This window comes from Thermoanaerobacterium butyriciformans (genome assembly GCF_017874545.1).
Lineage (GTDB): Bacteria > Bacillota > Thermoanaerobacteria > Thermoanaerobacterales > Thermoanaerobacteraceae > Thermoanaerobacterium > Thermoanaerobacterium butyriciformans.
The window spans coordinates 34,697-56,640 of sequence record NZ_JAGGLT010000018.1 but is presented as its reverse complement, the minus strand read 5'-3'; the positions used below and the strand labels follow the sequence as shown (position 1 = coordinate 56,640).

At 34.7% G+C, this 21,944-nt stretch carries 20 protein-coding genes; 7 read left to right on the top strand and 13 right to left on the bottom strand.

What is annotated here, in order from left to right:
• Window positions 1-94 precede the first annotated feature (94 nt).
• Window positions 95-1,075 carry an AmmeMemoRadiSam system radical SAM enzyme gene (gene amrS, locus J2Z80_RS08875; RefSeq protein WP_209454065.1) on the bottom strand — a complete coding sequence of 327 codons (981 nt, stop codon included), beginning with the start codon at window positions 1,073-1,075 and terminating at the stop codon, window positions 95-97.
• On the bottom strand, window positions 1,072-2,478 hold the full coding sequence (amrA, locus tag J2Z80_RS08870; RefSeq protein ID WP_209454064.1) for an AmmeMemoRadiSam system protein A: 1,407 nt from the start codon (window positions 2,476-2,478) through the stop codon (window positions 1,072-1,074). Before amrA ends, amrS begins: the two co-directional genes overlap by 4 nt.
• Before the next feature lie 159 nt (window positions 2,479-2,637).
• On the opposite strand from amrA, the gene J2Z80_RS08865 reads away from it, so the two are divergent.
• A complete protein-coding gene (locus J2Z80_RS08865; RefSeq protein WP_209454063.1) occupies window positions 2,638-3,060 on the top strand; it encodes a MerR family transcriptional regulator in 423 nt (140 codons plus the stop codon).
• A complete protein-coding gene (locus J2Z80_RS08860) occupies window positions 3,057-4,511 on the top strand; it encodes an MFS transporter (RefSeq protein ID WP_209454062.1) in 1,455 nt (484 codons plus the stop codon). The genes J2Z80_RS08865 and J2Z80_RS08860 overlap by 4 nt, the downstream gene beginning before the upstream one ends.
• Before the next feature lie 31 nt (window positions 4,512-4,542).
• On the opposite strand, the gene J2Z80_RS08855 is transcribed toward J2Z80_RS08860, so the two are convergent.
• Entirely contained in the window at window positions 4,543-8,310 is a 3,768-nt protein-coding gene (locus tag J2Z80_RS08855) for a phosphoribosylformylglycinamidine synthase (protein ID WP_209454061.1), read from the bottom strand.
• 346 nt (window positions 8,311-8,656) lie between these two features.
• Here J2Z80_RS08855 and J2Z80_RS08850 point away from each other — a divergent pair, with 346 nt between their 5' ends.
• On the top strand, window positions 8,657-10,144 hold the full coding sequence (locus J2Z80_RS08850) for an aminotransferase class I/II-fold pyridoxal phosphate-dependent enzyme (protein WP_209454060.1): 1,488 nt from the start codon (window positions 8,657-8,659) through the stop codon (window positions 10,142-10,144).
• Between the two features lie 35 nt (window positions 10,145-10,179).
• On the opposite strand, the gene J2Z80_RS08845 is transcribed toward J2Z80_RS08850, so the two are convergent.
• The 8 genes from J2Z80_RS08845 to J2Z80_RS08810 form a co-directional block, all read right to left on the bottom strand.
• Window positions 10,180-10,422, bottom strand: coding sequence for an SHOCT domain-containing protein (locus tag J2Z80_RS08845; protein ID WP_209454059.1), 243 nt, complete (start codon window positions 10,420-10,422; stop codon window positions 10,180-10,182).
• Between the two features lie 47 nt (window positions 10,423-10,469).
• Window positions 10,470-11,828, bottom strand: coding sequence for a sensor histidine kinase (locus J2Z80_RS08840; RefSeq protein WP_432422712.1), 1,359 nt, complete (start codon window positions 11,826-11,828; stop codon window positions 10,470-10,472).
• Entirely contained in the window at window positions 11,821-12,510 is a 690-nt protein-coding gene (locus J2Z80_RS08835; RefSeq protein WP_209454057.1) for a response regulator transcription factor, read from the bottom strand. The genes J2Z80_RS08840 and J2Z80_RS08835 overlap by 8 nt, the downstream gene beginning before the upstream one ends.
• 103 nt (window positions 12,511-12,613) lie before the next feature.
• Entirely contained in the window at window positions 12,614-12,946 is a 333-nt protein-coding gene (gene trxA / locus J2Z80_RS08830) for a thioredoxin (RefSeq protein ID WP_085112110.1), read from the bottom strand.
• A gap of 84 nt (window positions 12,947-13,030) precedes the next feature.
• A complete protein-coding gene (locus J2Z80_RS08825) occupies window positions 13,031-13,621 on the bottom strand; it encodes a peroxiredoxin family protein (RefSeq protein WP_209454056.1) in 591 nt (196 codons plus the stop codon).
• Between the two features lie 5 nt (window positions 13,622-13,626).
• Window positions 13,627-14,289, bottom strand: coding sequence for a cytochrome c biogenesis CcdA family protein (locus J2Z80_RS08820; protein ID WP_209454055.1), 663 nt, complete (start codon window positions 14,287-14,289; stop codon window positions 13,627-13,629).
• A 90-nt stretch (window positions 14,290-14,379) separates the two neighbouring features.
• Window positions 14,380-15,150 carry a glucosamine-6-phosphate deaminase gene (gene nagB, locus J2Z80_RS08815; protein WP_209454054.1) on the bottom strand — a complete coding sequence of 257 codons (771 nt, stop codon included), beginning with the start codon at window positions 15,148-15,150 and terminating at the stop codon, window positions 14,380-14,382.
• A gap of 19 nt (window positions 15,151-15,169) precedes the next feature.
• Complete coding sequence (locus J2Z80_RS08810; protein WP_209454053.1) at window positions 15,170-16,318, bottom strand: ROK family transcriptional regulator; 1,149 nt, start codon at window positions 16,316-16,318, stop codon at window positions 15,170-15,172.
• 163 nt (window positions 16,319-16,481) lie between these two features.
• On the opposite strand from J2Z80_RS08810, the gene J2Z80_RS08805 reads away from it, so the two are divergent.
• The 4 genes from J2Z80_RS08805 to J2Z80_RS08790 all read left to right on the top strand — a co-directional run bounded on the left by J2Z80_RS08805 (window position 16,482) and on the right by J2Z80_RS08790 (window position 18,565).
• Window positions 16,482-16,910, top strand: coding sequence for a hypothetical protein (locus J2Z80_RS08805; protein ID WP_245301237.1), 429 nt, complete (start codon window positions 16,482-16,484; stop codon window positions 16,908-16,910).
• A gap of 91 nt (window positions 16,911-17,001) precedes the next feature.
• Complete coding sequence (locus J2Z80_RS08800) at window positions 17,002-17,427, top strand: hypothetical protein (RefSeq protein ID WP_209454052.1); 426 nt, start codon at window positions 17,002-17,004, stop codon at window positions 17,425-17,427.
• A 56-nt stretch (window positions 17,428-17,483) separates the two neighbouring features.
• The gene (locus J2Z80_RS08795; RefSeq protein ID WP_209454051.1) at window positions 17,484-18,149 is read left to right on the top strand and encodes a hypothetical protein; all 666 of its coding nucleotides are present in this window, start codon (window positions 17,484-17,486) and stop codon (window positions 18,147-18,149) included.
• A gap of 86 nt (window positions 18,150-18,235) precedes the next feature.
• Window positions 18,236-18,565 carry a hypothetical protein gene (locus J2Z80_RS08790; RefSeq protein WP_209454050.1) on the top strand — a complete coding sequence of 110 codons (330 nt, stop codon included), beginning with the start codon at window positions 18,236-18,238 and terminating at the stop codon, window positions 18,563-18,565.
• Window positions 18,566-18,715: 150 nt separating this feature from the next.
• On the opposite strand, the gene J2Z80_RS08785 is transcribed toward J2Z80_RS08790, so the two are convergent.
• Window positions 18,716-19,954 (bottom strand): iron-containing alcohol dehydrogenase, encoded by a 1,239-nt coding sequence (locus J2Z80_RS08785; protein WP_245301236.1) that lies wholly within the window; start codon window positions 19,952-19,954, stop codon window positions 18,716-18,718.
• Window positions 19,887-21,851, bottom strand: coding sequence for an oxidoreductase (locus J2Z80_RS08780; RefSeq protein ID WP_209454049.1), 1,965 nt, complete (start codon window positions 21,849-21,851; stop codon window positions 19,887-19,889). Before J2Z80_RS08780 ends, J2Z80_RS08785 begins: the two co-directional genes overlap by 68 nt.
• Between the last annotated feature and the right edge of the window lie 93 nt (window positions 21,852-21,944).

The window sequence follows — 21,944 nt, the reverse complement described above, 5'->3', positions numbered from 1 at the left end:
GTTATAATAAGTTATATCATGCAACTAATAACTTATCATAACTTATTTTAAAGCATCTCAATTGTTGAAATCTTTTAAAATAACACAATCCGCATTATGTGTATCCATAAAAGCTTTTCCCACACTTACCGCATTTATTATTTTCTATTCCAACAACATGAACATAACCTTTTCTTTTAATCAAGAGATGTCCGCAATTAGGACAATAAGTATTGTTGTCGAATCCGGATACATTGCCTAAATATACATAATTAAGATGTTTCTTTGCGATGTCATAAATATCTTCAAGCTCTTTTATCGGTGTTTCTGGATTTTTCATTTTATATCGAGGAAAATACTTAGAAAAATGTATAGGGATATCTTTGTTTATGTTTGATATCCATTTGCAGAGTTCTTCAATTTCACTATAATCGTCATTTTTTCCTGTCACCACTAATGTTGTTATTTCTACATGACAGTTTAACACAGCTTCTTCAACAATTTTCAAAACGCTTTCCAGATTTCCATGACATATTTTTTTATAATATTCATCAGAAAAAGCTTTTACATCTATATTTACTGCATCAATATATTGCAAGAGCTCTTTTAAAGGATCGATATTTATAAATCCATTCGTTACTAGCACATTCTTAAGACCTTCATTATGTGAAATTTTTGCAGAATCTAACACATATTCATACCAGATGGATGGTTCATTATAAGTGTACGCAATTCCTACATTTCCTTGCTGTTTTTTGGCGATTTCTACCAATTTACTTGGCGATAGGTATTCTCCTTCCAGCCTTTGTTGAGATATCTCCCAATTTTGACAAAATAAACACCTAAGATTACAACCATACGTACCAACAGATAGTATGTAGCTGCCTGGCATGAAATGATATAGAGGTTTCTTTTCTATTGGGTCCATAGCTATAGATGCGATTTTCCCATAATTTTCGGAGTATAACACTCCACCTTCATTTTTTCTAGCGCGACAAAAACCATAATTCCCATCGTTTATTATACAATTTTGCGGACACAATAAGCAGTGTACACTATCATTATCTATCTTTTCATAATAGAGTGCTTCTTTCATTTATGCCTCACAACCTCAAATCTTTCAATAGTATACTTTTCATCCGGTGCAATGCCAGCTTTTCTAAGTGCGATAGATATCTGCTGATCAACTGTATCAACCCCATCAAGATCTGGTAATAAGAGCCCACTTTTATAACCGCTTCTTACGATTACGCCGTACTTTTTTGCATCCAGATCGTCTTTTGATTTTACACTCTCAGGCTTTGTCAAAACGTCAACTGAATACACTATGTCGTCAAGTTCATCTATCTCAACAGGGTAAAACCTCGGATCTTCTGTACCAGCGCTAACTGCATTTCTTATAATTTCTTCTGCGATATTATTCTTTGAAGGATATATGGTGCCTATACACCCTCTTAATTCTCCATCTTTATGCAATGATACAAATACTCCTGCTTTATTTTTTATCAGTTCATCTGGCAAATTATCCGGTACATCCATTATACTGTTGTTTTTCAAATAATACTCAAGGCTTTCTCTCGCTAACTTCACATAAACATCTTCTGATTTCCTTATATTATCTATTCTCTCTTTTTTTATTTTATACAGTTCATCTAATAATCCCATTCCTGTGTAACTTTCGGGGATGAATTCGGCAACACCGTATCCAACGCCAAAAGGACCTTCATAAGATAAAATGTTAGATTTTACCTTGTAGCCATCCAATACACCCAACATGACGCAAACGGATCTAAACCCACATTCCGCAGCATCACTTATAAGTTCTTTATCCATATTGATTACTTCTTTCACTTTAAAATCTTTTAGCAAGTTCAACAATTTCTCATCAAAAACTTTTCCTTTCGGTGTATATCCATTAGGACTGTTTGGCGTTAATTTGTGTGATAAATCACCACTTGCAATAAATACCACATTTCTATCGCTTTCTCTGATGGACTTCCCTATTTGAACGCCAAAATTATACAAATCTTCAAATGACAAAAATCCATAGGACATTCTTATAAGTTCAAAAGTTTCGAAATGTTTTTTTACAAAATATAATGGAACGATGCATCCGTGGTCAAGTTTTTTTGAAAGCTTAAATCTACTTATCATTTTGTCATCTATCTTTGCTATAGGTATTTTTTCAATTTCTGTATTTTTAACTATGTCATTGGCTAATGATAAATCAGTCTGAAACTCCATTTTCACATTATAAGCGCCAAATTGTCCCAAATCGCCTTCTATTTTTTCTCTAAAATCAATTGAAACAGCATCACTAAAAACATATGCGTGGGGCGAAATAATTATTATGGTATCTGGCTTTTGAATTTCTATATTGCGGGATGCTGTATCAAAAGAATCTATTGTCTTTTGTATTTTATGTTCTTCACCTCGTCCCACCTCATGCACTATAATAGGTGGATGTGGCATTAAATATGTTGACAATAATTTACCCATATTATTACCTCCATATTGGTTATAATTACCTTTCAAGTATATATTATACCTCAAATACCGTGTTTTAAAGTTTTTTCTTATGAAAATTATCAAATTATTTTACATTAACCTTGACGTTAATGTTAACTAGTAGTAAAATTATTCGCTGGAGGGTTTATGATGGAAAAAAAATATTACAAAATAGAAGATGTTTCAATAAAAACAGGTTTGACAAAAAGAGCGATACGATATTATGAAGACTTAAATCTTATTGCACCTAAAAGAACTGATTCTGGTTATAGGTTATATACCGATGAAGATATTGATAAAATTCAAAAGATCATTTCATTAAAAGAATCTCTTGGTTTCAGTCTCGCTGAAATAAAAGCAGCACTTGAGCTTGATAAAAATGTCAAAAATATATTATCAGGTGAATCTGCTGACATAACAACAATTGATAACTACATCGATATGATAAAAGAGCAAATTAAATTGATTAATGAAAAAAGTAACAAACTATTAACAGCAAAGCAAAGATTTGAAGAACTTTTGCTAAAATTAAACAAGTTAAAAGACCAATTCAAGGAGGCAGACACAATATGAAAAATATTAGTTACAAATGGATAGCTTTATCCTGTACTACACTTGGAGCTCTTTTTTCCGTATTAAATGGTAGTATGCTTTTAATATCACTTCCTGACATTATGAAGGGTTTAAATACCAACATGGGCATAATCATGTGGATCGTAATGGGATATATGCTTTCATTGACAATATTAGTACCAGCAATCGGCAGAATAGCCGATATGTTTGGCAGAAAAAAATTGTACGTGTCAGGATTTGCAATATTTACACTAGGTTCACTGTTGTGCGGACTCTCAAATACAGGTTTGCAACTTTTGATATATCGAATAGTACAATCGGTAGGTGGCTCATTAATGGTAGCCAACAGCACTGCAATTGTGGCAGATGCGTTCCCAAAAAACGAGCTAGGCAAAGCTCTTGGCATTAACAGCATGGTTGTCAGCATAGCGTCAGTAATAGGTCCAATATTAGGAGGCTTTTTGACGAGTTTAGGATGGAGGTATATCTTCTATATAAATGTGCCATTTGGAATTATAGGTACTCTATGGGCATTGATTCAGTTAAAAGAGCTTGACAAAATACCTGAAGGCCAAAAATTTGATTTAAAAGGCACTTTGCTATTTACTATTGGTTTACTGCTGTTTTTAATTGCTTTATCTTTCGGAGGTTTTGTAGGCTGGAATAACAAGTCAATTATAATACTGTTCATTATATCTATAATAATGATGCTAGTATTTATTCATGTTGAAAACAGTGTTGAACAACCTATGCTGGATTTGAGATTATTTAAAACAAGAATACTGGCATTTGCATATGGCAGTACACTGCTTAATGGCATCGCAAGAGGTGCAGTAACTTTTCTGCTTATATTTTATCTACAAGGCTTAAAAGCTATGGATCCATTAAAAGCTGGAATATTTTTAGCACCGTTTGCATTGTCAATGATGTTCGTCTCTCCTATAAGTGGATTTTTGTCTGATAAATATGGTGCAAGAGGCTTAAGTTCTATCGGCCTTTTAATTTCTGCCATTGGCTTACTAGGATTTGTAAGAATATCACCAAAAACTTCTCTAACTGAGCTTATTATTTGGATGCTTATTATGGGATTTGGATCCGGAATGTTTTTCTCGCCTAACACCAGTGAGATAATGGGCTCTGTTCCACCTGATAGAAGAGGTATCGCTGCTGGAACAAGAACAATGATGAATAATGCTGGACAGGTAATAAGCATAGCTTTATCAATGGCAATAGTATCATCAAGCATAACTCCAGAAGCTATGCAGGCTCTTTTTGTCGGTACACAAGTTGGTTCAAAGGGCATAGCCATAGCTCAGTTTATATCAGGACTAAGAGAGGCATTTTTAATATCTATGATATTTAGCTTAATAGCGTCATTTATATCATACTTAAGAGGTCCAAAACCAAATTGGAGTGAAAACCCGCATAAAATTAAAACAGAAGAGACATAAAAAAGGTTACATTTAGTAACCTTTTTATGTCTCATTTAAAATATTCGACACCTGCTTCAAATATCTTTTGATCCTTATTTCCTTCAATATTTTTAGCTACATTTGTGCCAATCCTTTCAGAATGGCCCATTTTCCCCAGTACCCTACCATCAGGACTTGTAATACCTTCAATAGCCCAGTAAGAGCCATTAGGGTTGTAAGGCATTTCCATTGTTGGATTTCCATTCATATCTACATACTGTGTGGCAATTTGCCCATTCTGTTTCAATGTATTCAAAACATCTTCATTTGCTATAAACCTTCCTTCACCATGTGACACTGCAACCAAATGAATGTCACCGCATTTAACATTATTAAACCATGGCGAAAGAACAGACGTAATTTTCGTCCTGACAAAACAGGATACGTGCCTTCCTATTGTATTAAATGTCAGCGTCGGATCATTTTCATTAATATCACGTATTTCGCCGTAAGGCAGCAACCCTAACTTTATCAGTGCCTGAAATCCGTTGCATATTCCTAACATTAAACCGTCGCGGTTTTTCAAAAAATCCATAACTGCATCTTTTATCTTTGGATTTCTAAAGACAGTAGCTATGAACTTTCCAGAACCATCAGGCTCATCTCCAGCACTAAAACCACCGGGAAGCATAATTATCTGAGAATTTTTTATGGCTTTTGTAAGTTCATCAATAGATTCCCTAATATCGTCTGCTGTTAGATTCTTAAAAACATATGTTTCGACAGACGCACCTGCTTTTTCAAAAGCTTTCTTGCTATCATATTCACAATTTGTCCCTGGAAAAACCGGTATGAGAACTCTTGGCTTCGCAAATTTTGCAGATGGTTTGTATAAAATTTTTTTATCGTATTTTATCTCCAACGGATTTTTTCTGCTGTCTTTTACAACAGAAGGGAATATATTTTTAAGCGGTCTTTCCCAATGGTCTATTGCTTCATTTAAGCTGATTTCAAAATCATCAATGTATATCGCCGGATCAACCACAGTCTCTCCCAAAATTTTATACTCGATACCTTTTAAATATTTACTTACATCAAAATCACCATCAACTTCTATTACAATTGAGCCATAATCAGATATAAACAATTCTTCATCGTTCATCTTTGCTTGAAATTTAAAACCAATCATGTTGCCAAAGGCCATTTTTGTTATACACTCTGCAAGACCACCGTATTTAATAGATGATGATGCATATATCAAATTTTTATCAATTAACTCATTAATTTTTTCAAAATTTCGTTTTAGAACATCAAAATCAGGCAAATCATACTCATCTCTCTTTGCTTTGATGAGTATTACTTTATCACCGCTCTTTTTAAATTCTGAAGATATTACTTTGTTGGCATCAGCTACAGCTACAGCAAACGCCACCAGTGTTGGAGGAACATTCATATCCATAAATGTTCCCGACATGCTATCCTTTCCACCTATAGCCGGTATATTCAAAGCTTTTTGAGTATACAGCGCACCCAATAGGGAACTAAATGGTTTGCCCCATTTTTTAGAATCCATACCCAACTTTTCAAAATATTCCTGCAGTGTAAGTCTAATCTTTTTATAATCGCCACCCATTGCAACTATTTTAGAAACTGCCTCAATAATTGCATACACTGCACCATGAAACGGACTCCATTTTGATAATTTAGGATTATATCCAAATGTCATCATTGTAGATGTGCTGGTGTCACCCTCTAATACAGGTATTTTAGCCACCATACCTTCTTCAGGTGTCATCTGATACGCTCCGCCAAACGGCATTAAAACAGTAGATGAACCAATTGTTGAATCAAACCTTTCCGCAAGTCCTTTTTGACTGCAAACATTCAAATCCTCAAGATTTTGAAGCCATAATTCTTTTGTGTCTTTCCCTGACAATCTCTTATATATATTATCAAAATAACTTTCATCGCTTATCTTATCTACTACAACGTTTGTTACTTGAGTAACACCATTTGTATTCAAAAACTCCCTGCTAATATCTACTATAGTTTTCCCTCTCCATGTCATCTTGATCCTCATGTCACTTGTCACAATAGCAACTTTTGTAGCTTCTAAGTTTTCTGTCCTTGCAAGTTCAATAAACTTGTCAGCATCTTTAGAATCGACTAATACTGCCATTCTTTCTTGCGATTCCGAAATAGCAAGTTCCGTGCCGTCTAGGCCTTCATACTTTTTAGGAATTGCATCAAGGTTTATTTCAAGTCCATCACTTAACTCTCCTATCGCAACAGAAACGCCACCGGCTCCAAAATCATTGCACTTCTTTATCATTTTTATAACTTGCGGATTTCTAAAAAGCCTCTGTATTTTCCTCTCTGTTATAGGATTGCCTTTTTGAACCTCTGCACCACATGTATATATAGATTCCTGTGTATGCTCTTTTGAAGACCCTGTAGCACCACCACAACCGTCTCTTCCTGTTCTGCCACCTAAAAGAATAATCACATCACCGCAAGAAGGTTTATCTCTATAAACATGCTTTTGAGGCACAGCACCTATTACAGCACCGATTTCCATCCTTTTTGCAACATAGCCTTCATCATATATTTCAGTAACTTGGCCTGTGGAAAGTCCTATTTGATTTCCGTATGAACTGTATCCATGTGCCGCTTCTACAGTTATTTTCCTCTGAGGAAGCTTTCCTTTCATAGTCTTTTCAATAGGCGTTCTAGGATCTCCCGAACCTGTCACTCGCATCGCTTGATAAACATAAGCTCGTCCAGATAAAGGATCTCTTATTGCTCCTCCAAGGCAAGTTGCTGCACCTCCGTACGGCTCTATTTCTGTCGGATGGTTATGTGTTTCGTTTTTAAACATTATAAGCCATTTTTCTTTTTTGCCATTTACATCTGCATCAACGATAATGCTACATGCGTTATTTTCATCAGATTCATCCAAATCATCTAGAAGGCCTTTTTTCTTTAGCTCTTTCATGCCAATCGTCGCAATATCCATAAGGCACAGCGATTTTTTGTTTTCACCGTACACAAAATCTCTTGAGTTTTTGTATTCTTCATATGCTTTTAAAATAGGCTTATTGTATTTTCCATCAGAAATTTTGACATCATTGATTTTTGTAAGAAATGTAGTATGGCGACAGTGATCAGACCAATAGGTATCAATAACTCTTATCTCCGTTATTGTTGGGTTCCTCTTCTCTACATCTTTAAAATACGAATGGCAGAATTTAAAGTCTTCTAAGCTCATGGCAAGTCCAAGCTTATCATAGGTATTTTTCAACTTTACGTCATCAAACTCAATGAAACCTTCCAGTATCTCAACTTCTTCTGGATATTCAATCTCTATGTCGAGATTTTCTGGTTTCAAAAGCGAAGCTTCCCGTGAATCAACTGTATTTATGCAGTAATTCTTTATTTTTATAAATTCATCTTCCGTTATGTCACCGCTTAAGACTATCACTTTTGCAGTCGATACAGTTGGTTTCAGACCATTTGTAAGTATTTGAATACATTGCTCAGCAGAGTCAGCTCTCTGATCGTACTGGCCAGGCAAATATTCAACAGCAAAAACTTTGTCGTTTTTGTCAAAAACAATATTTTCAATATAGACGTCATCAAGATTAGGTTCTGAAAAGACAGTTTTAACTGCCTGTGAAAAAACATCTTCAGACAAATGAGAAACATCATATCTGTTTAAAACTCGTACATTTTTTAAGCCTTTAATATTCAAATTGTTCTTTAAATCACAAAATAGTTTCTGCGCTTCAATGTTAAAAGACGGTTTTTTCTCAACAAAAATTCTTTTTACCTCACTCACAAACAATCTCCCCCGATATTTACTAAAATTACGAACTTTGTATTATTATAATATATAATATTTCTTAAATCAACAGCTTTTTCATATTAGAAAAACGAACATTAAAGAATATTTTTTTGATTTTGTTTACATAATTAATGGTATAACTTTTTTAATACTGCTGCATATTATATAACAAAAATCTTAAAAAAAAGAAAAATTTTATATTGAAATCTAAAAAAATATATCTTATAATAAATTGAAAACATAATAAAGTATTTTCGCTCTGCAAAGGCCCGAACCAATTGCAACGAGGTTCAGGCTTTTATTCTGGGAGCCAAACTTATGAAAGAGGGTGTTTATCAAGTTGGAAAGGCTAAATCATTTTGAGACTCCATTATTTGATGCGTTGATGGAGTACGTCAACAACAACACCATACCATTTCATGTCCCAGGTCATAAAAAAGGTAATGGAATGGCTAAAAAGTTTTTTGATTTCGTAGGAAAAAATGTATTATCGATGGATGTTACTGTGTTTGAACAAGTTGACAGCCTTCACAAGCCTACCGGTCCCATTAAGAAAGCTCAGGAATTAGCTGCCGATGCTTTTGGTGCCGATGCTACATTTTTTTGCATCCATGGGACATCGGGAGCTATTCAGGCTATGATCCTAAGTGTTATGGGAGAAAATGAAAAAATAATTGTTCCAAGAAACATTCACAAATCTGTTACATCAGGTATTATCTTAAGTGGTGCTATCCCAGTTTATATGCAACCAGAAGTTGATAAAAATGTAGGCGTTGCTCTTAATGTGACTCCTGAAACTGTAGAGGAAGCATTAAGAAACAATCCTGATGCAAAGGCTGTTTTAATTATAAATCCGACTTACTATGGTGTTTCTGCAGACATTGTAAAAATTGCTGAAATAGTCCATGACTACGGAGCTATACTGATGGTGGATGAAGCCCATGGGCCACACCTAAAATTCAATGAAAAACTTCCTATTTCAGCAATGGAAGCAGGTGCTGACATCTGCGCACAAAGCACTCATAAGATAATAGGCTCTATGACGCAAAGCTCTATGTTACACGTCAAATCGAAAAGAATTGATATAAACAGAGTGAAGCAAGTTATGAGCCTTCTGCAGACTACAAGTCCCTCATATATTTTATTAGCATCACTTGATGTTGCAAGAATGCAGATGGTAACAGAAGGAAAAGAATTGTTGGACAGGACAATTGAACTTGCAGAATACGCTCGTCGAGAGATCAACAACATAAATGGACTTTATTGTTTCGGAAACGAAATTGTAGGGCGAGATGGAGCGTATGATTTTGACCCGACAAAAATCACTATTACTGCTAAAGGCCTTGGCATAACAGGTCATGAATTAGAAGATATACTGGCAAAAAAATACTACATTCAACCAGAATTAGCCGATATGTACAATACATTGTGTGTATTTTCCATAGGCGACACAAAAGAAAATGTAGATTACCTTATAAGGGCATTGAGGGAAATCAGTGAGACACTGTACAAAGACAATGTGGAAATGTCGAAAGCTTTAGATATACCAGAGATACCAGAAATGGTATTATCTCCTAGATATGCATTTGAATGCTCTAATATCGCATTGCCTTTGGAAGAAAGCATCGGACAGATCAGCTCGGAATTTTTGATGGCATATCCGCCCGGTATCCCAATATTATGTCCTGGCGAAAGGATAACCAGAGAAATCATAGAATATGTAATTGAAATGAAAAATGCCAAGCTAAGCATTCAAGGAACAGAAGATCCAAATGTTGAATATATAAAAGTAGTCAACGATTTGCAGATATTGAATATAACAGCATAAAGAGCCCTACAACAAGTAGAGCTCTTTTTTATGAATTATTTTTCTTCCAAGTTTCTTTTGCGCTCTTTATATTCTTCTTCGCTTATTTCTCCTCTTGCATACCTCTCTTTTAAGATCTCAAGTGCATCACTACTTCTATTTGAACCTTTTTTGTTCTGAAACAGCGAAACAATAAAATATATAGCGCCTACTACTATTACGACTTGAAGTATCATCCAGATGAGGCCAAAAATTATGCCTCCACCGTAACCCCAACCATTCATTAATCCCCACATCATAATATCATCCTCCTTTAAATTTATTATATAATAAAATTGTGAAGAATTCATGAATTTTGCTGATAGAGAGGCAATTTTACAGTGAATTTTGTTCCTTCATTTAAAATACTTTCAACATTTATTGTGCCATTATGAGCTTTTACTATAGCTTTTGTAATTGAAAGCCCTAAACCACTGCCTCCATAATCCCTGCTTCGTGATTTTTCACTTCTGTAAAACCTTTCATATATAAACGGCAAGTCTTCTTTCGATATGCCTATGCCATTATCAGAAACTGTAATCACAGCATACTGTCCTTCTCTACACAGTCTTACTTTTATGTTTCCACCTTCACCTGTGTATTTATTAGCATTTGTAAGCAAATTGATCAATACCTCTGATAATCTATCTTTGTCTGCATTAACAAAAATGTCATCTTCAATATTTTTCTCCAAATGCTGATTTTTATTGATAAAAATGCTTTCGTAATTTATCAGTAAACTTTTAATCAATTCCGATAGATTGAACCTGGCTTTATTTATTTTTAAATTGTCAATTTCTATCTTATTCAATAATTCAATATCATTTATGAGATTGGATAATCTCACAACTTCTTCATAAAGGCTTTCAATCCTTTCTTTAGACGGTTCCCAAACGCCGTCAATTATAGCCTCTAAATGGCTTCTAAGTGTTGATAAAGGAGTCCTCAATTCATGAGCGATGTTTTGCGTCAACTGTGCTCTTAGCATCCCTTGACTTTTTAATGATGCGCCAAGATGATTTATGGCAGCAGTTAATGCAAGCAATTCCTCCTCTTTTGGTATTTCTTCTACTCTAACGTCGTAATCTCCACTTTCTAATTTACCAGCTACTTTTGCTATATTCAAAATAGGCTTTGTAAGATATTTTGCAACATATATGCTTATTATTAGCACCAATGCAATCGTCAATATTGTTATTAATGCGATATATTTATTCACATCGTACAAAAACTTATAATCCAGTTTGCTCATAGGCATAGTGCCGCTATACGTTATATCAACATAGGCAACCTTTTTGCCATCTACAACTATCGGGAGGGTTTGGGTTGACATTTTGCTACTACTTGCCATGCCCATCATTGAAAGCATTGATGGCGTCTTAATGACTATATTGCCTTTCAAATCCCTAACCACAATGTCATACCCACTCATCATTAGAGTATGTGCCATTCTGCTACCTGTCTCATTCCAACTGCCCGTCTCCTTGTACGTTTCAGCGATTGATGAAGCAATGTTGTCAAACTGCACATTTGCTGACTGTTTAATGTAAATTCCAAAATTATTTATTATTAAAATATTTATGGTAATGCTGAATACGACTATCGATAATAAAGCAATAGATATAAACGATGCAGCAGTTTTAGTCCTTATATCATTTTTAATCATTTTCTTCACCAAATTTATAACCTGCCCCATACACAGTTTTTATATATCTCGGATTTTTAGGATCATCTTCTATCTTTTGCCTCAAGTTTTTTATATGGGCGTCTATCGTCCTATCGAAACCATCAAAATCATAGCCAAAAGCCTTTTCAATAAGTTCACTTCTCGTAAATACTTTGTTTGGATTTTGCGCCATCACAGTCAACAACTTGTACTCATTTGGCGTTAAATTGACAATCCTACCTTTCTTCTTCACCTCGTATGATCTTGTGTCAATTACAAGATCGCCATCATTAAACATAAATATATCATTTAATGGCAGATCATTCTTTGCCCTTCTAAGTATGGCTTTGACTCTCATTGTCAACTCTCGAGGGCTAAATGGCTTCGTTAAGTAATCATCTGCACCAATTGTAAAACCATATACCTTATCATCTTCACTTACTTTAGCAGTAAGCATTAAAATGGGTACCTTTGATAAAGCTCTTATTTTGCTGCATATTTCTTCGCCAGACATACCCGGCAGCATTAAATCTAATATAACCAAATCTGGATTTACAGTTTTAAAAGCATTTAAAGCATTGGCACCATTAGTCTCAGTTAATACGGTGTACCCTTCCTTTTCAAGATACGCTTTTATAACATCCAGGATTTTCTCCTCATCATCTATTGCCAGTATTTTCATCACAAAACACCTCATATATATTATACATTACAATTGTGAAGAATAAATGAAAAAAGATACCACAATCTAAATTATGGTATCTTTTTATAGATCTTTCACAAACTTATACCTGTGCATCTATATATCTTGCAAGCCTGTATTCTAATTGTTCTTTTGGCATAAATCCGATAACTTTGTCAACTAATTGTCCATTTTGAAAAACACCTAATGTCGGAATGCTCATTATCCTATATTGCGATGCAATCAAAGGATTCTCGTCAACATTTAACTTTACAACCTTTATTTTATCAGAATATTCCTCTGCAAATTCTTCCAATACAGGTGCCATCATTCTGCAGGGTCCACACCAAGCCGCCCAAAAGTCCACCAAAACTGGCTTATCGGAATTATACACCTCAGTATCAAAGTTCATATCTGTTACGTTGATAGGTTTCATCACTATCCCTCCTTTATACTATACCCCCGGTATATGGGTTATCGCTAAATTAAATATACCACCTTTTTAACAAATTGTCAATAATTATTGAGATATTGTCTTAAAATACTGATCTACCTCGTCGTACGTCATGGCACCATTGCTTATAGATCTTATTATGCCCTTTTCATCAATGAAAAATGACATAGGTATAAACTGAACTTTATAATCCATAGCAACTTTCGCATCACTATCTAAAAGAACATCAAAGCTATACCCTTTTCCTTCAAGATAATTTTCCACAACAGATTTATCTTCACCTATGTCTATCGCTAATAGGACAACATCATTTTTGTTATTCTCATAAAACTTGTTTAATTCAGGCATCTCAATCTTACAATACGGACATGTTGTAGCCCAGAAATTTAATATGACCTTTTTCCCTCTTAGCTTTGATAATGTTACTGTTTTTCCATTTACATCTTTTAGCGTAAAATCTGGTGCTAAATCGCCTTTTTCGATGCCTACTTGAGCATTTTTGATGACATTATCCGCACTTTGATTCTTTGTTTGGCTTGACACTACGTAATTGTTCAAAAAGTAAATTGATATTCCCAGTATCAAAACTAAAACTATTGAAACAGTCAATATTACATTTTTGTTGTCGCCTTTTGACTTCTTCTTATTTGATTTCACTTAAATCACCTCAAAATATTAATGTAGCTTTCAAACCTTATAATGAGATTAAAATACATCAAAACTCCAAAAATTATCAAAAATAAGCCGCCAATTTTTTCAATATACGGCATAATAAAATTTATCTTTTTGTAAAATGCTTTAAATCTATCAATTAGTATAGCAGTAATTATAAAAGGAATTCCAATTCCTAATGAGTAAGCAAACAGCAGAAGAACCCCAACATACACAGTGTTTTGTTCACCTGCATATAAAAGAATAGTCGCAAGTATAGGACCAACGCATGGTGTCCAACCAGATGCAAATGCTATGCCAAAAACGAAACTGCTAAAATACCCCTCCTTTTTGCTGGAAATATTGAGTTTCACTTCTCTGCTCAGAAAAGCCGGCTTTATGACACCCATCATATAAAGTCCAAATAATAATATTATTATGCCACTGGCTTTTCTAAATAGAACTTTGTATGAAACAAAAAATTTTCCCAATTGACTGGCTGTAGCTCCCATAAGGACAAAAACGATGCTAAAGCCTAACACAAATAAAAATAAGTTGAAAAAATTTTTCTTCTTACCGCCGAAAATATACGTCACATAAACTGGTATTAGCGGTAAAATGCATGGCGAAAAGAACGAAACAATACCACCCAAAAACGCTGCAAATAAAGACACTTAAATCCCCCTTACCCCCTATAGAGGGGTTGTTTATCTTAATTATACTATATGGAATTTTTAAAAACAAATAAAGCTATAAACGATTGTCTATAGCTTTGAAATGATATCGACATTCTCTCTTGCTTTTTCTAAATCTATCAAAGATGAGGCATCACTGTCTATTACAATTGTGACATCAGGATGTAATGATAAAACAGTTGATGGAACTTCTGTTGTAAGATAGCCATTTAAAGTTTCTTTTATAGCTTTTGCTTTATTTTTACCAGATGCCAGAAGTAAAATTTTCTTCGATTTCATTATGGTGCCAAGCCCCATCGTGACTGCCTTTCTCGGAACTTCGTCAATGCTTTTAAAAAACCTCTTATTTGCATTTATAGTTTCTTCCGCCAGATCTACTATGTGCGTCTTTGTATTTATATAGTCATCAGGCTCATTAAAACCAATGTGCCCATTAACACCTAAACCTAATAATTGAAGATCAATTTCTCCAAACTTTTCTATCGCTCCATCGTACAACCTACAATCTCTATCAAAATCATCCGAAACGCCATTTGGAATATGAATGTTTTCCTTTTTTATATTAATATGGTTGAATAAATTTTCATACATAAAGTAGTGATAACTTTGAGGATGGTCATCAGGCAGTCCTACATATTCATCAAGGTTAAATGTTATGACGTAGGAAAAATCAATTTCTCCATTCTTGTACATATTAATTAGCTCTTTATAAGTTCCAAGCGGTGTAGAACCTGTGGCAAGACCTAATACAGAGTTTGCCTTTCTGTTTACCTGTTCTTTTATGATCTCCGCTGCAGTTCTGCTCATTTCATCATAGTCATTTGTTATTATTACTTTCACAAGAATCATCCTTTCAATTTTATATTAATATTAAGTAATTTGTCTTAAGAAGAACGTCAGCAGATGCACCTATTGCGGCGGCATCTTCGTTTAACTTTGTATATATGATTTTTACATCAAAAGGAACCATTTTCTCAACAAGCTTTTTTATGCTATCTACTATATCGATGCCTAAATTTATCACATCGCCTGCTATTACTATTAGCTCCGGATTTAATATGCTAATAATGTTGGCAAAACCCATGCTTAAATTTTCTATGAATTCGTCAAAAGCTTTAATGCAAATTTCATCTTCCGCCAAATAGCCATTAATAAAGTCTTCCATCGTATTAAATTTTCCATTTGACATATATTTTAGCGCCGAAATAAGTCCTAAAAGCGATGCTTTGCTTTCAAAGTATCCATATTCTTCGTATAAATACTTTTTACCTAAAACATCTCTGCCTATAGCCATGTATCCAACTTCTCCTGCTGAGTATTTATGACCTCTGACCAGTTTTCCGTTAATATATATTCCAGAACCAATGCCGTTTCCTATCGTTACGAGCACAAAATTGTTGACATCCTTACATGAACCGATCCATCTTTCACCTAATGCTGCGTAATTAACGCTGTTGTCTATAAATATGTCATAGTCAAACACTTCTTTCAACTTAGAAAGAAGGTTAAAGTCAACCCACGAAAGCCCCGGCGCGTACACTGTCCCTTTTTCTATATTTGTTATACCAGGAGCTCCAACTCCTATTCCTGCAATATCATCTTGATATTCTAATAATTCCTTAATGATTTTGACTGTATTTAGGAAAGCTTTTTCTTTTATTCCTGTAGGCCTTTTTATCTTTTTTATTATTTTCCCTTCCAAATTTGTAAGCACTCCAATTGTATTTGTCGATTCTATATCGATGCCTATGGAAAACTTTGCATTAGGATTAAAAGTAAGCTCTATAGGCTTTCTACCCGCTGATGTAGTATTGCCATACCCTTCTTCACTTACAAGCCCCTCCTTTATTAATTCATCTACTATTCCAGATACAGTAGATTTGCTCATATTAAGGATTTTAGAGATTTTAATGCGGGAGATAGGCTGCATTTTTTTAATGACATCCAAAACATTTGCCGTGTTCATATTTTTGATAAGATAATTGGTGCCCTTTCGATACTGCGTCAATCTATCACCTCCCAAATTAGTTCTTAGTCCGAACTAAATATCTTTAAAAAAATTAGTTCGAGTCTCGAACTTTTATCTAATAATATTATACCATCAATAATGTGCTTTTGTAAATAATTTTTACATACGATTTAGGAGGAATTTCTAAATTTTTGTAGAATATATGCTTTATAATTATACAAGCAAAAAGACAAAAGAGGTAAATATAGCTATGAATAAAAAAATAAATTTTATAGTAAAAAGCCTATTAATAACAATATTAACATTTACTTTGACTTTTACAGCAGGTTGTTCAAAAAATAGCTCAAATGATCATGAAGAAAAAAGCTGGGCATTTTCTAAAATTATCATTTTAAATGGCGAGACTTATGTTGGTACATCTGATGATGTCACTTCTATTGACAAGAAAATTGGTACTATTAAATACTTTTCAACTGGCGAGACAAATATAAATGATACGATTTTTTCAAACTATTATAAAGTTGGCACTAATTTATACTCTATTCCAAATGTTAGCACAAAAGATGCAATTGCAGTAGAAATATCCAAAAATCATTATATTAAAGCAATTAACAAGCGTTTAATCCATTAAAAAATTTGAAAGGAGATTGAAAAAATTGCATGTTCGTAAGCTATATATCATTATTAGTGTATTTATAATGTTATGTATTTTAATTTTTTTAGTGATATCTGACGTGACTTCTGAAACAAATATGGTCATATCAAAAGTAAAATCTGGACTTAATGCTGGATTGAATGACTTTTTGCTTAATGCACCTCGTACCAAGGTAAATGCTAATGGAAGTTATGGTAATGATTATATACAAAATGAAAATAACCAATCGTTTTATTATGTGCCAAATGGAAATAACCAATCACTATGGATAATAGTATATAAAGATCTTTTGATAAACTTAAATCAAGATGAAAGTTTTCCTTTATGCAAGGTTACCAGTGTAGTTTTAGATTCAGATTTAGATACTGTTTTAGATGCTACAGCAACTGTTAATTTTCAAATTCTATTGGGATTTTCTAAAACTATTTATGTTCATCAAGAAATCAGACCTCTACCTCATTTTAAGCATATGACTGGTATGGATAAAATATAAGATATTCATTTCTCTGCAAATAAATTTTAGACTAAATGGTCTGGAAAGGAGTATTTATGACAATCAAACATAAAAATTTATGGATTTTTATATTCATTGGCTTGATTGCATTATTACTGGTTTCGTCTATCTCTAATCTTCTATTATATTTAAAATCGGCAAATATAAACAATTATCTTTCAAGGAGAGTTTTTGAAGACACCTCTGGTTTCGCATCATCAGTCTTAAAAACCGATCAAATATTAAATGATTCTTTGCATAATAAACAAATTACAGTCGGTAATGCTAACATTCTGGGAAATGAATTTTTAAATCAGAGCAATGATATTTTTGATTTGGTAGATATATACGTACATAATGCAATGGAAGAAATACCTATGGGTAACATTATATCTTACATTCCAGAGGAATTTTCATTGTACATAAGCCGAATATTGAATAGACCTCCTCAATCATTTGACATTTATGCATACAACAAAGACGAAATTATTAAATTAAATAAAGAACAATTGGCTGAGTTTACTAAGATGAAAGACATAAATGATAAATTAGTGGAAATTGTAAAAAAGGATGTGAAAGGACTAACAACATATGGGATAGAAAATAATGCTGATTTTACTCCTTCGAATGCTATAAAAAATCCGTTGTGGAAAAAACTAATTAACGATATTGTAGACTACAAGAATAAAATCCATTGGTCACCCGGCTTCATATTGAATTAATAACTTAAAGTTGTATAATAATTCTAAAGTTCAAAATCTCTCAGCACATACTGCATGTTAATATTTTATAATTAGGAGTGTTTTTTATGAAAAATAATGAGCCAAATAAAAAAAATGAATTTGAGAAGCAATTAAATGACCTAAAAGAATGGGAGGAAAACCAGTACAACCCTGGCTATTATATTGGAACAGGAAAAATTCCCGAACCCATAAAAGGAGTTGGCAAATATCCTTTTATACAAATAATTATTGGTTTTATAATACTGATTCCCATGATAATCGCCATAATCGATAAGACAGATGTGCTAAATATAATAGCATTTATAATACCAGCTATAATTGGTTTTTCTCTCATTTACGGAGGAATTATAAAATTAATAAATATGAAAAAGAATCAGATTAACAAGAAGATGTGATAGATGAATCTATGACATTTAAGCTTTAAGAGTCGAGGAATTTTTCCGCGACTCTTAAACTTTTGTTACAGAAATTCACTTAATATGCTATGACCAAGAATTTTATATGATGTTTTTTAGAATATATTACTTTTTGAGACTAGCTGAGGCTTAATAGTTTTCGTACATATTCTCCAATATCTTAATAACTTCTTCCCTGTCTAATTCTCTAGGAACAAATAAATAGCAAGGATCTTTGAAAATCATGTCAGCAGTATTTAGTAAATCTTCCTTTGATATTCCAAGCTGCTTTAAAGATTTTATTTTCATGCTTTTACTAAATTTTCTTATCGCTTCGGCAACAATTTCTCCTATCTCTTCGCTGCTTTCATTCCCGACAAAAGATATTCCCATTGCTTCACCTACAACCTTAACCTTAGAAGCATCGATTTCTGCAGCATATTTCATTACTTCTGGCAGAGCCAGTGCACATGCCTCGCCGTGGGTTACGTGAAATTTCGCCCCTATAGAATGTGCTATGGCATGGCCCAAGTGAACCAAGGCATCGTTGAAGGCTATGCCGGCAAAGTTGCTTGCCAATAGCAGGTTGCCCCTTGCCTCCATGTTCGTACCGTCTTCAAACGCCATAGGTAGATATTTCATTATTTTTTTTATCGCGTCCGAAGCCAATAGCTCAGATTTTGGATTTGGAAGTTTTGCCGTAATGGCTTCTGCAGCATGAGCAAGCGCATCCATTCCAGTGTGGGCCGTATCTTCAGATGTGAGAGTAACAGTCGCCTCAGGATCCAATATGCCTAGTGTAGCTGCTCCCAGCACCGAGTTTTTGACGCCGTTTGCAGTATCTGTTATAACAGCAACAATCGTACTTTCGCTGCCTGTCCCAGCTGTTGTCACCACCATCACTACTGGCACACCGGGTTTATAAGCGGGATTTCCAAAGTATTGGTTTATCGGTGGAGGGTTATTTATCAAAATATTTATTGCCTTTGCAGCATCCATGACGCTGCCTCCGCCTATAGCAACTATTGCCCCTATCTTTTCCGTCCTGGCAATTTCTCCTCCCCGGTTTACAATATAATCAGGCGGGTCTGGCAGCACTTCGTCAAATTCGACCAATTCTATCCCAGCATCAAGCAGACTTTTCTTGCACTTTTCATAAAATTCGATTTTCGACACATTTTCATCGGATACTACCAAGACTTTAGAACATCCGAGCTTTTTAACCTCTTCGCCCAATAAGCTTGCACTTCCAATGCCGTAAATTATCGGGCAAAGCTGAGCGTATCTAGAAATATTTTCCATATTTTCCTCTCCTTTTGTTTTATAGGTTGTATGCTGCCATAAAGCCAGATTCCATGGCATTTCGTATTTTCCCGGCTTGCTTGGCATCCCCAAGCACAACAACATTGTCGAAAGCCGCCTTTATTTCATCAATAAGTTCCGTATTGGGGGTTCTTCCAAGAGACAGCACAACATAATCAAATACCTGATAAATGTTTTCTTTAGTTTCGGTATTTTCGAAAATTACTTTGTCTTCACCTATCTCAACTAGCTTATGCTTCGGATACAGTTTTACTTTGAAAGGGCCAAGATGTCCCAATATATCGATTAAATTCTGGAAGAAAAGTCCCGGTCCAATTTCATCGGCCATTTCAAATACACTTACATCATTTCCATCGACAGCCAGATAATGGGCAGTCTCCAACCCTGTCATTCCAGATCCTACAACCGCCACTTTTTTGCCGTTAAGCCTTACTTTGCCACTCAGTATATCTTCTGCTACCAGAACATTTTTCCTGTCTATTCCACGAATAGATTTCGGCATAATCGGATTTGAACCTTGTGCTAGGAATATCGCATAAGGATTGAGCTTTTTCAAAATCTCGACAGTGGGCGCAGTATTGTATCTTACTTCAATTCCTGCTTTTTCTATCTGTGTTTTCAGGTAATCTATCAACCAATTTATTTTCTCCTTCTTTGGAGGCTTATTAGCAAACTGCAACTGGCCGCCCAGTTTATCCGACTTTTCAAATATCAGAGGTTTAAATCTTCTTTTTGCCAAAATCCTTGCCGCCTCTAGCCCTGCAGGCCCAGCACCTATTATCGCTACGACCCTTTTAGCTCCATCCTCCTTAAAGTCGTTCAGCTCCCCTTCTCTTCCGCTTTGAATATTAATGCTGCATTGGGCTGATGCACCAGTTATATCAGCACTCATCAGGCTTTCCATGCAGTATAGGCACGAGATACATTTTCTTATTTCATCTAATTTGCCTTCCTTTGCCTTGTTGGCCCATTCAGGATCTGCAAAATGCTGCCTTGCTGAGCCGACAAAATCAATCTTTCCTTCCTCAATCATTCTGTTGGCAAATTCAGGATCTCTATAGACTGATACACCTATCACGGGTATGTTTACCGATTTTTTTATTGTTTCTGCCAAATGTACCTTCCAACCTTGCTCGTAGGAAGAAGGCTCCCATGCCACGTTCATAGTCTCATATATACCACAGCTTATATCTAGGGCATCAACCCCTAGTTCTTCCAGCCTTTTTGCGATTTTTACACTCTCATCAATATGAAGACCTTCATTTGGCAGCCCTACCATCTCCAAAAACTCATCAACCGACAACCTCACCAGCAATGGAAAATCCTTGCCGCACTTTTCTTTAATACCGACAACAATCTCTTCTAAAAACCTCATCCTATTTTCAAGATTTCCACCGTATTTATCCGTTCTTTTGTTCGTATAAGGGCTCAAAAACTGATTTATCAAGTATCCATGTGCTCCGTGAACCTCTACCCCATCTATGCCAGCATTTTTAATTCTCACCGCAGCATCTACAAATTTGTTCACCATTTCCTCTATCTGCTGGATACTCATGGCCTGTACAGGCTGTCGTACCACCTTGCATTCTACATCACTGGGAGCCATCATGGGTAAGTTTCCGTTAATAGCGGAGATCCCTTGCCTCCCAGGATGATAAATCTGGACTACTATTTTTCCATCGTATTTGTGAACTTCCTCAGCCAACGCTTTAAGGCCGGGTATAAACCTATCATCGTAAACACATATCTGCTTTGTGTTTCCTTTACCTCTTTCGTCAACAATTGTACATTCTGTAATGATTAGGCCTACCCCGCCTTTCGCCCTGGCTCCATAAAAATTGATATCCCGTTGCGATACCGTTCCATCATTGTTAGCCAAGGCATTTCCCATAGCTGTCATAACTATCCTGTTCCTAGTTTCCATTGTACCGATTTTTCCTTTTGATAATAATCCGTCAAACAATCTTTTTCTCCTCCTTCTTTTTATAGACTTGTTAAAGTAAACACTTTAACTTCTCATCTTATATTTTAGCAATTCATACACCATTTGTATAAC

What these genes read in the sequence shown, in the direction of transcription:
- amrS (WP_209454065.1), bottom strand. Translation starts at nt 1,075, where the DNA reads ATGAAAGAAGCACTCTATTATGAAAAGATAGATAATGATAGTGTACAC.
- amrA (WP_209454064.1), bottom strand. Translation starts at nt 2,478, where the DNA reads ATGGGTAAATTATTGTCAACATATTTAATGCCACATCCACCTATTATA.
- J2Z80_RS08865 (WP_209454063.1), top strand. Translation starts at nt 2,638, where the DNA reads ATGGAAAAAAAATATTACAAAATAGAAGATGTTTCAATAAAAACAGGT.
- J2Z80_RS08860 (WP_209454062.1), top strand. Translation starts at nt 3,057, where the DNA reads ATGAAAAATATTAGTTACAAATGGATAGCTTTATCCTGTACTACACTT.
- J2Z80_RS08845 (WP_209454059.1), bottom strand. Translation starts at nt 10,422, where the DNA reads ATGATGTGGGGATTAATGAATGGTTGGGGTTACGGTGGAGGCATAATT.
- J2Z80_RS08840 (WP_432422712.1), bottom strand. Translation starts at nt 11,828, where the DNA reads ATGATTAAAAATGATATAAGGACTAAAACTGCTGCATCGTTTATATCT.
- J2Z80_RS08835 (WP_209454057.1), bottom strand. Translation starts at nt 12,510, where the DNA reads ATGAAAATACTGGCAATAGATGATGAGGAGAAAATCCTGGATGTTATA.
- trxA (WP_085112110.1), bottom strand. Translation starts at nt 12,946, where the DNA reads ATGAAACCTATCAACGTAACAGATATGAACTTTGATACTGAGGTGTAT.
- J2Z80_RS08805 (WP_245301237.1), top strand. Translation starts at nt 16,482, where the DNA reads ATGCTTTATAATTATACAAGCAAAAAGACAAAAGAGGTAAATATAGCT.
- J2Z80_RS08795 (WP_209454051.1), top strand. Translation starts at nt 17,484, where the DNA reads ATGACAATCAAACATAAAAATTTATGGATTTTTATATTCATTGGCTTG.
- J2Z80_RS08790 (WP_209454050.1), top strand. Translation starts at nt 18,236, where the DNA reads ATGAAAAATAATGAGCCAAATAAAAAAAATGAATTTGAGAAGCAATTA.
- J2Z80_RS08785 (WP_245301236.1), bottom strand. Translation starts at nt 19,954, where the DNA reads ATGCCAAGCAAGCCGGGAAAATACGAAATGCCATGGAATCTGGCTTTA.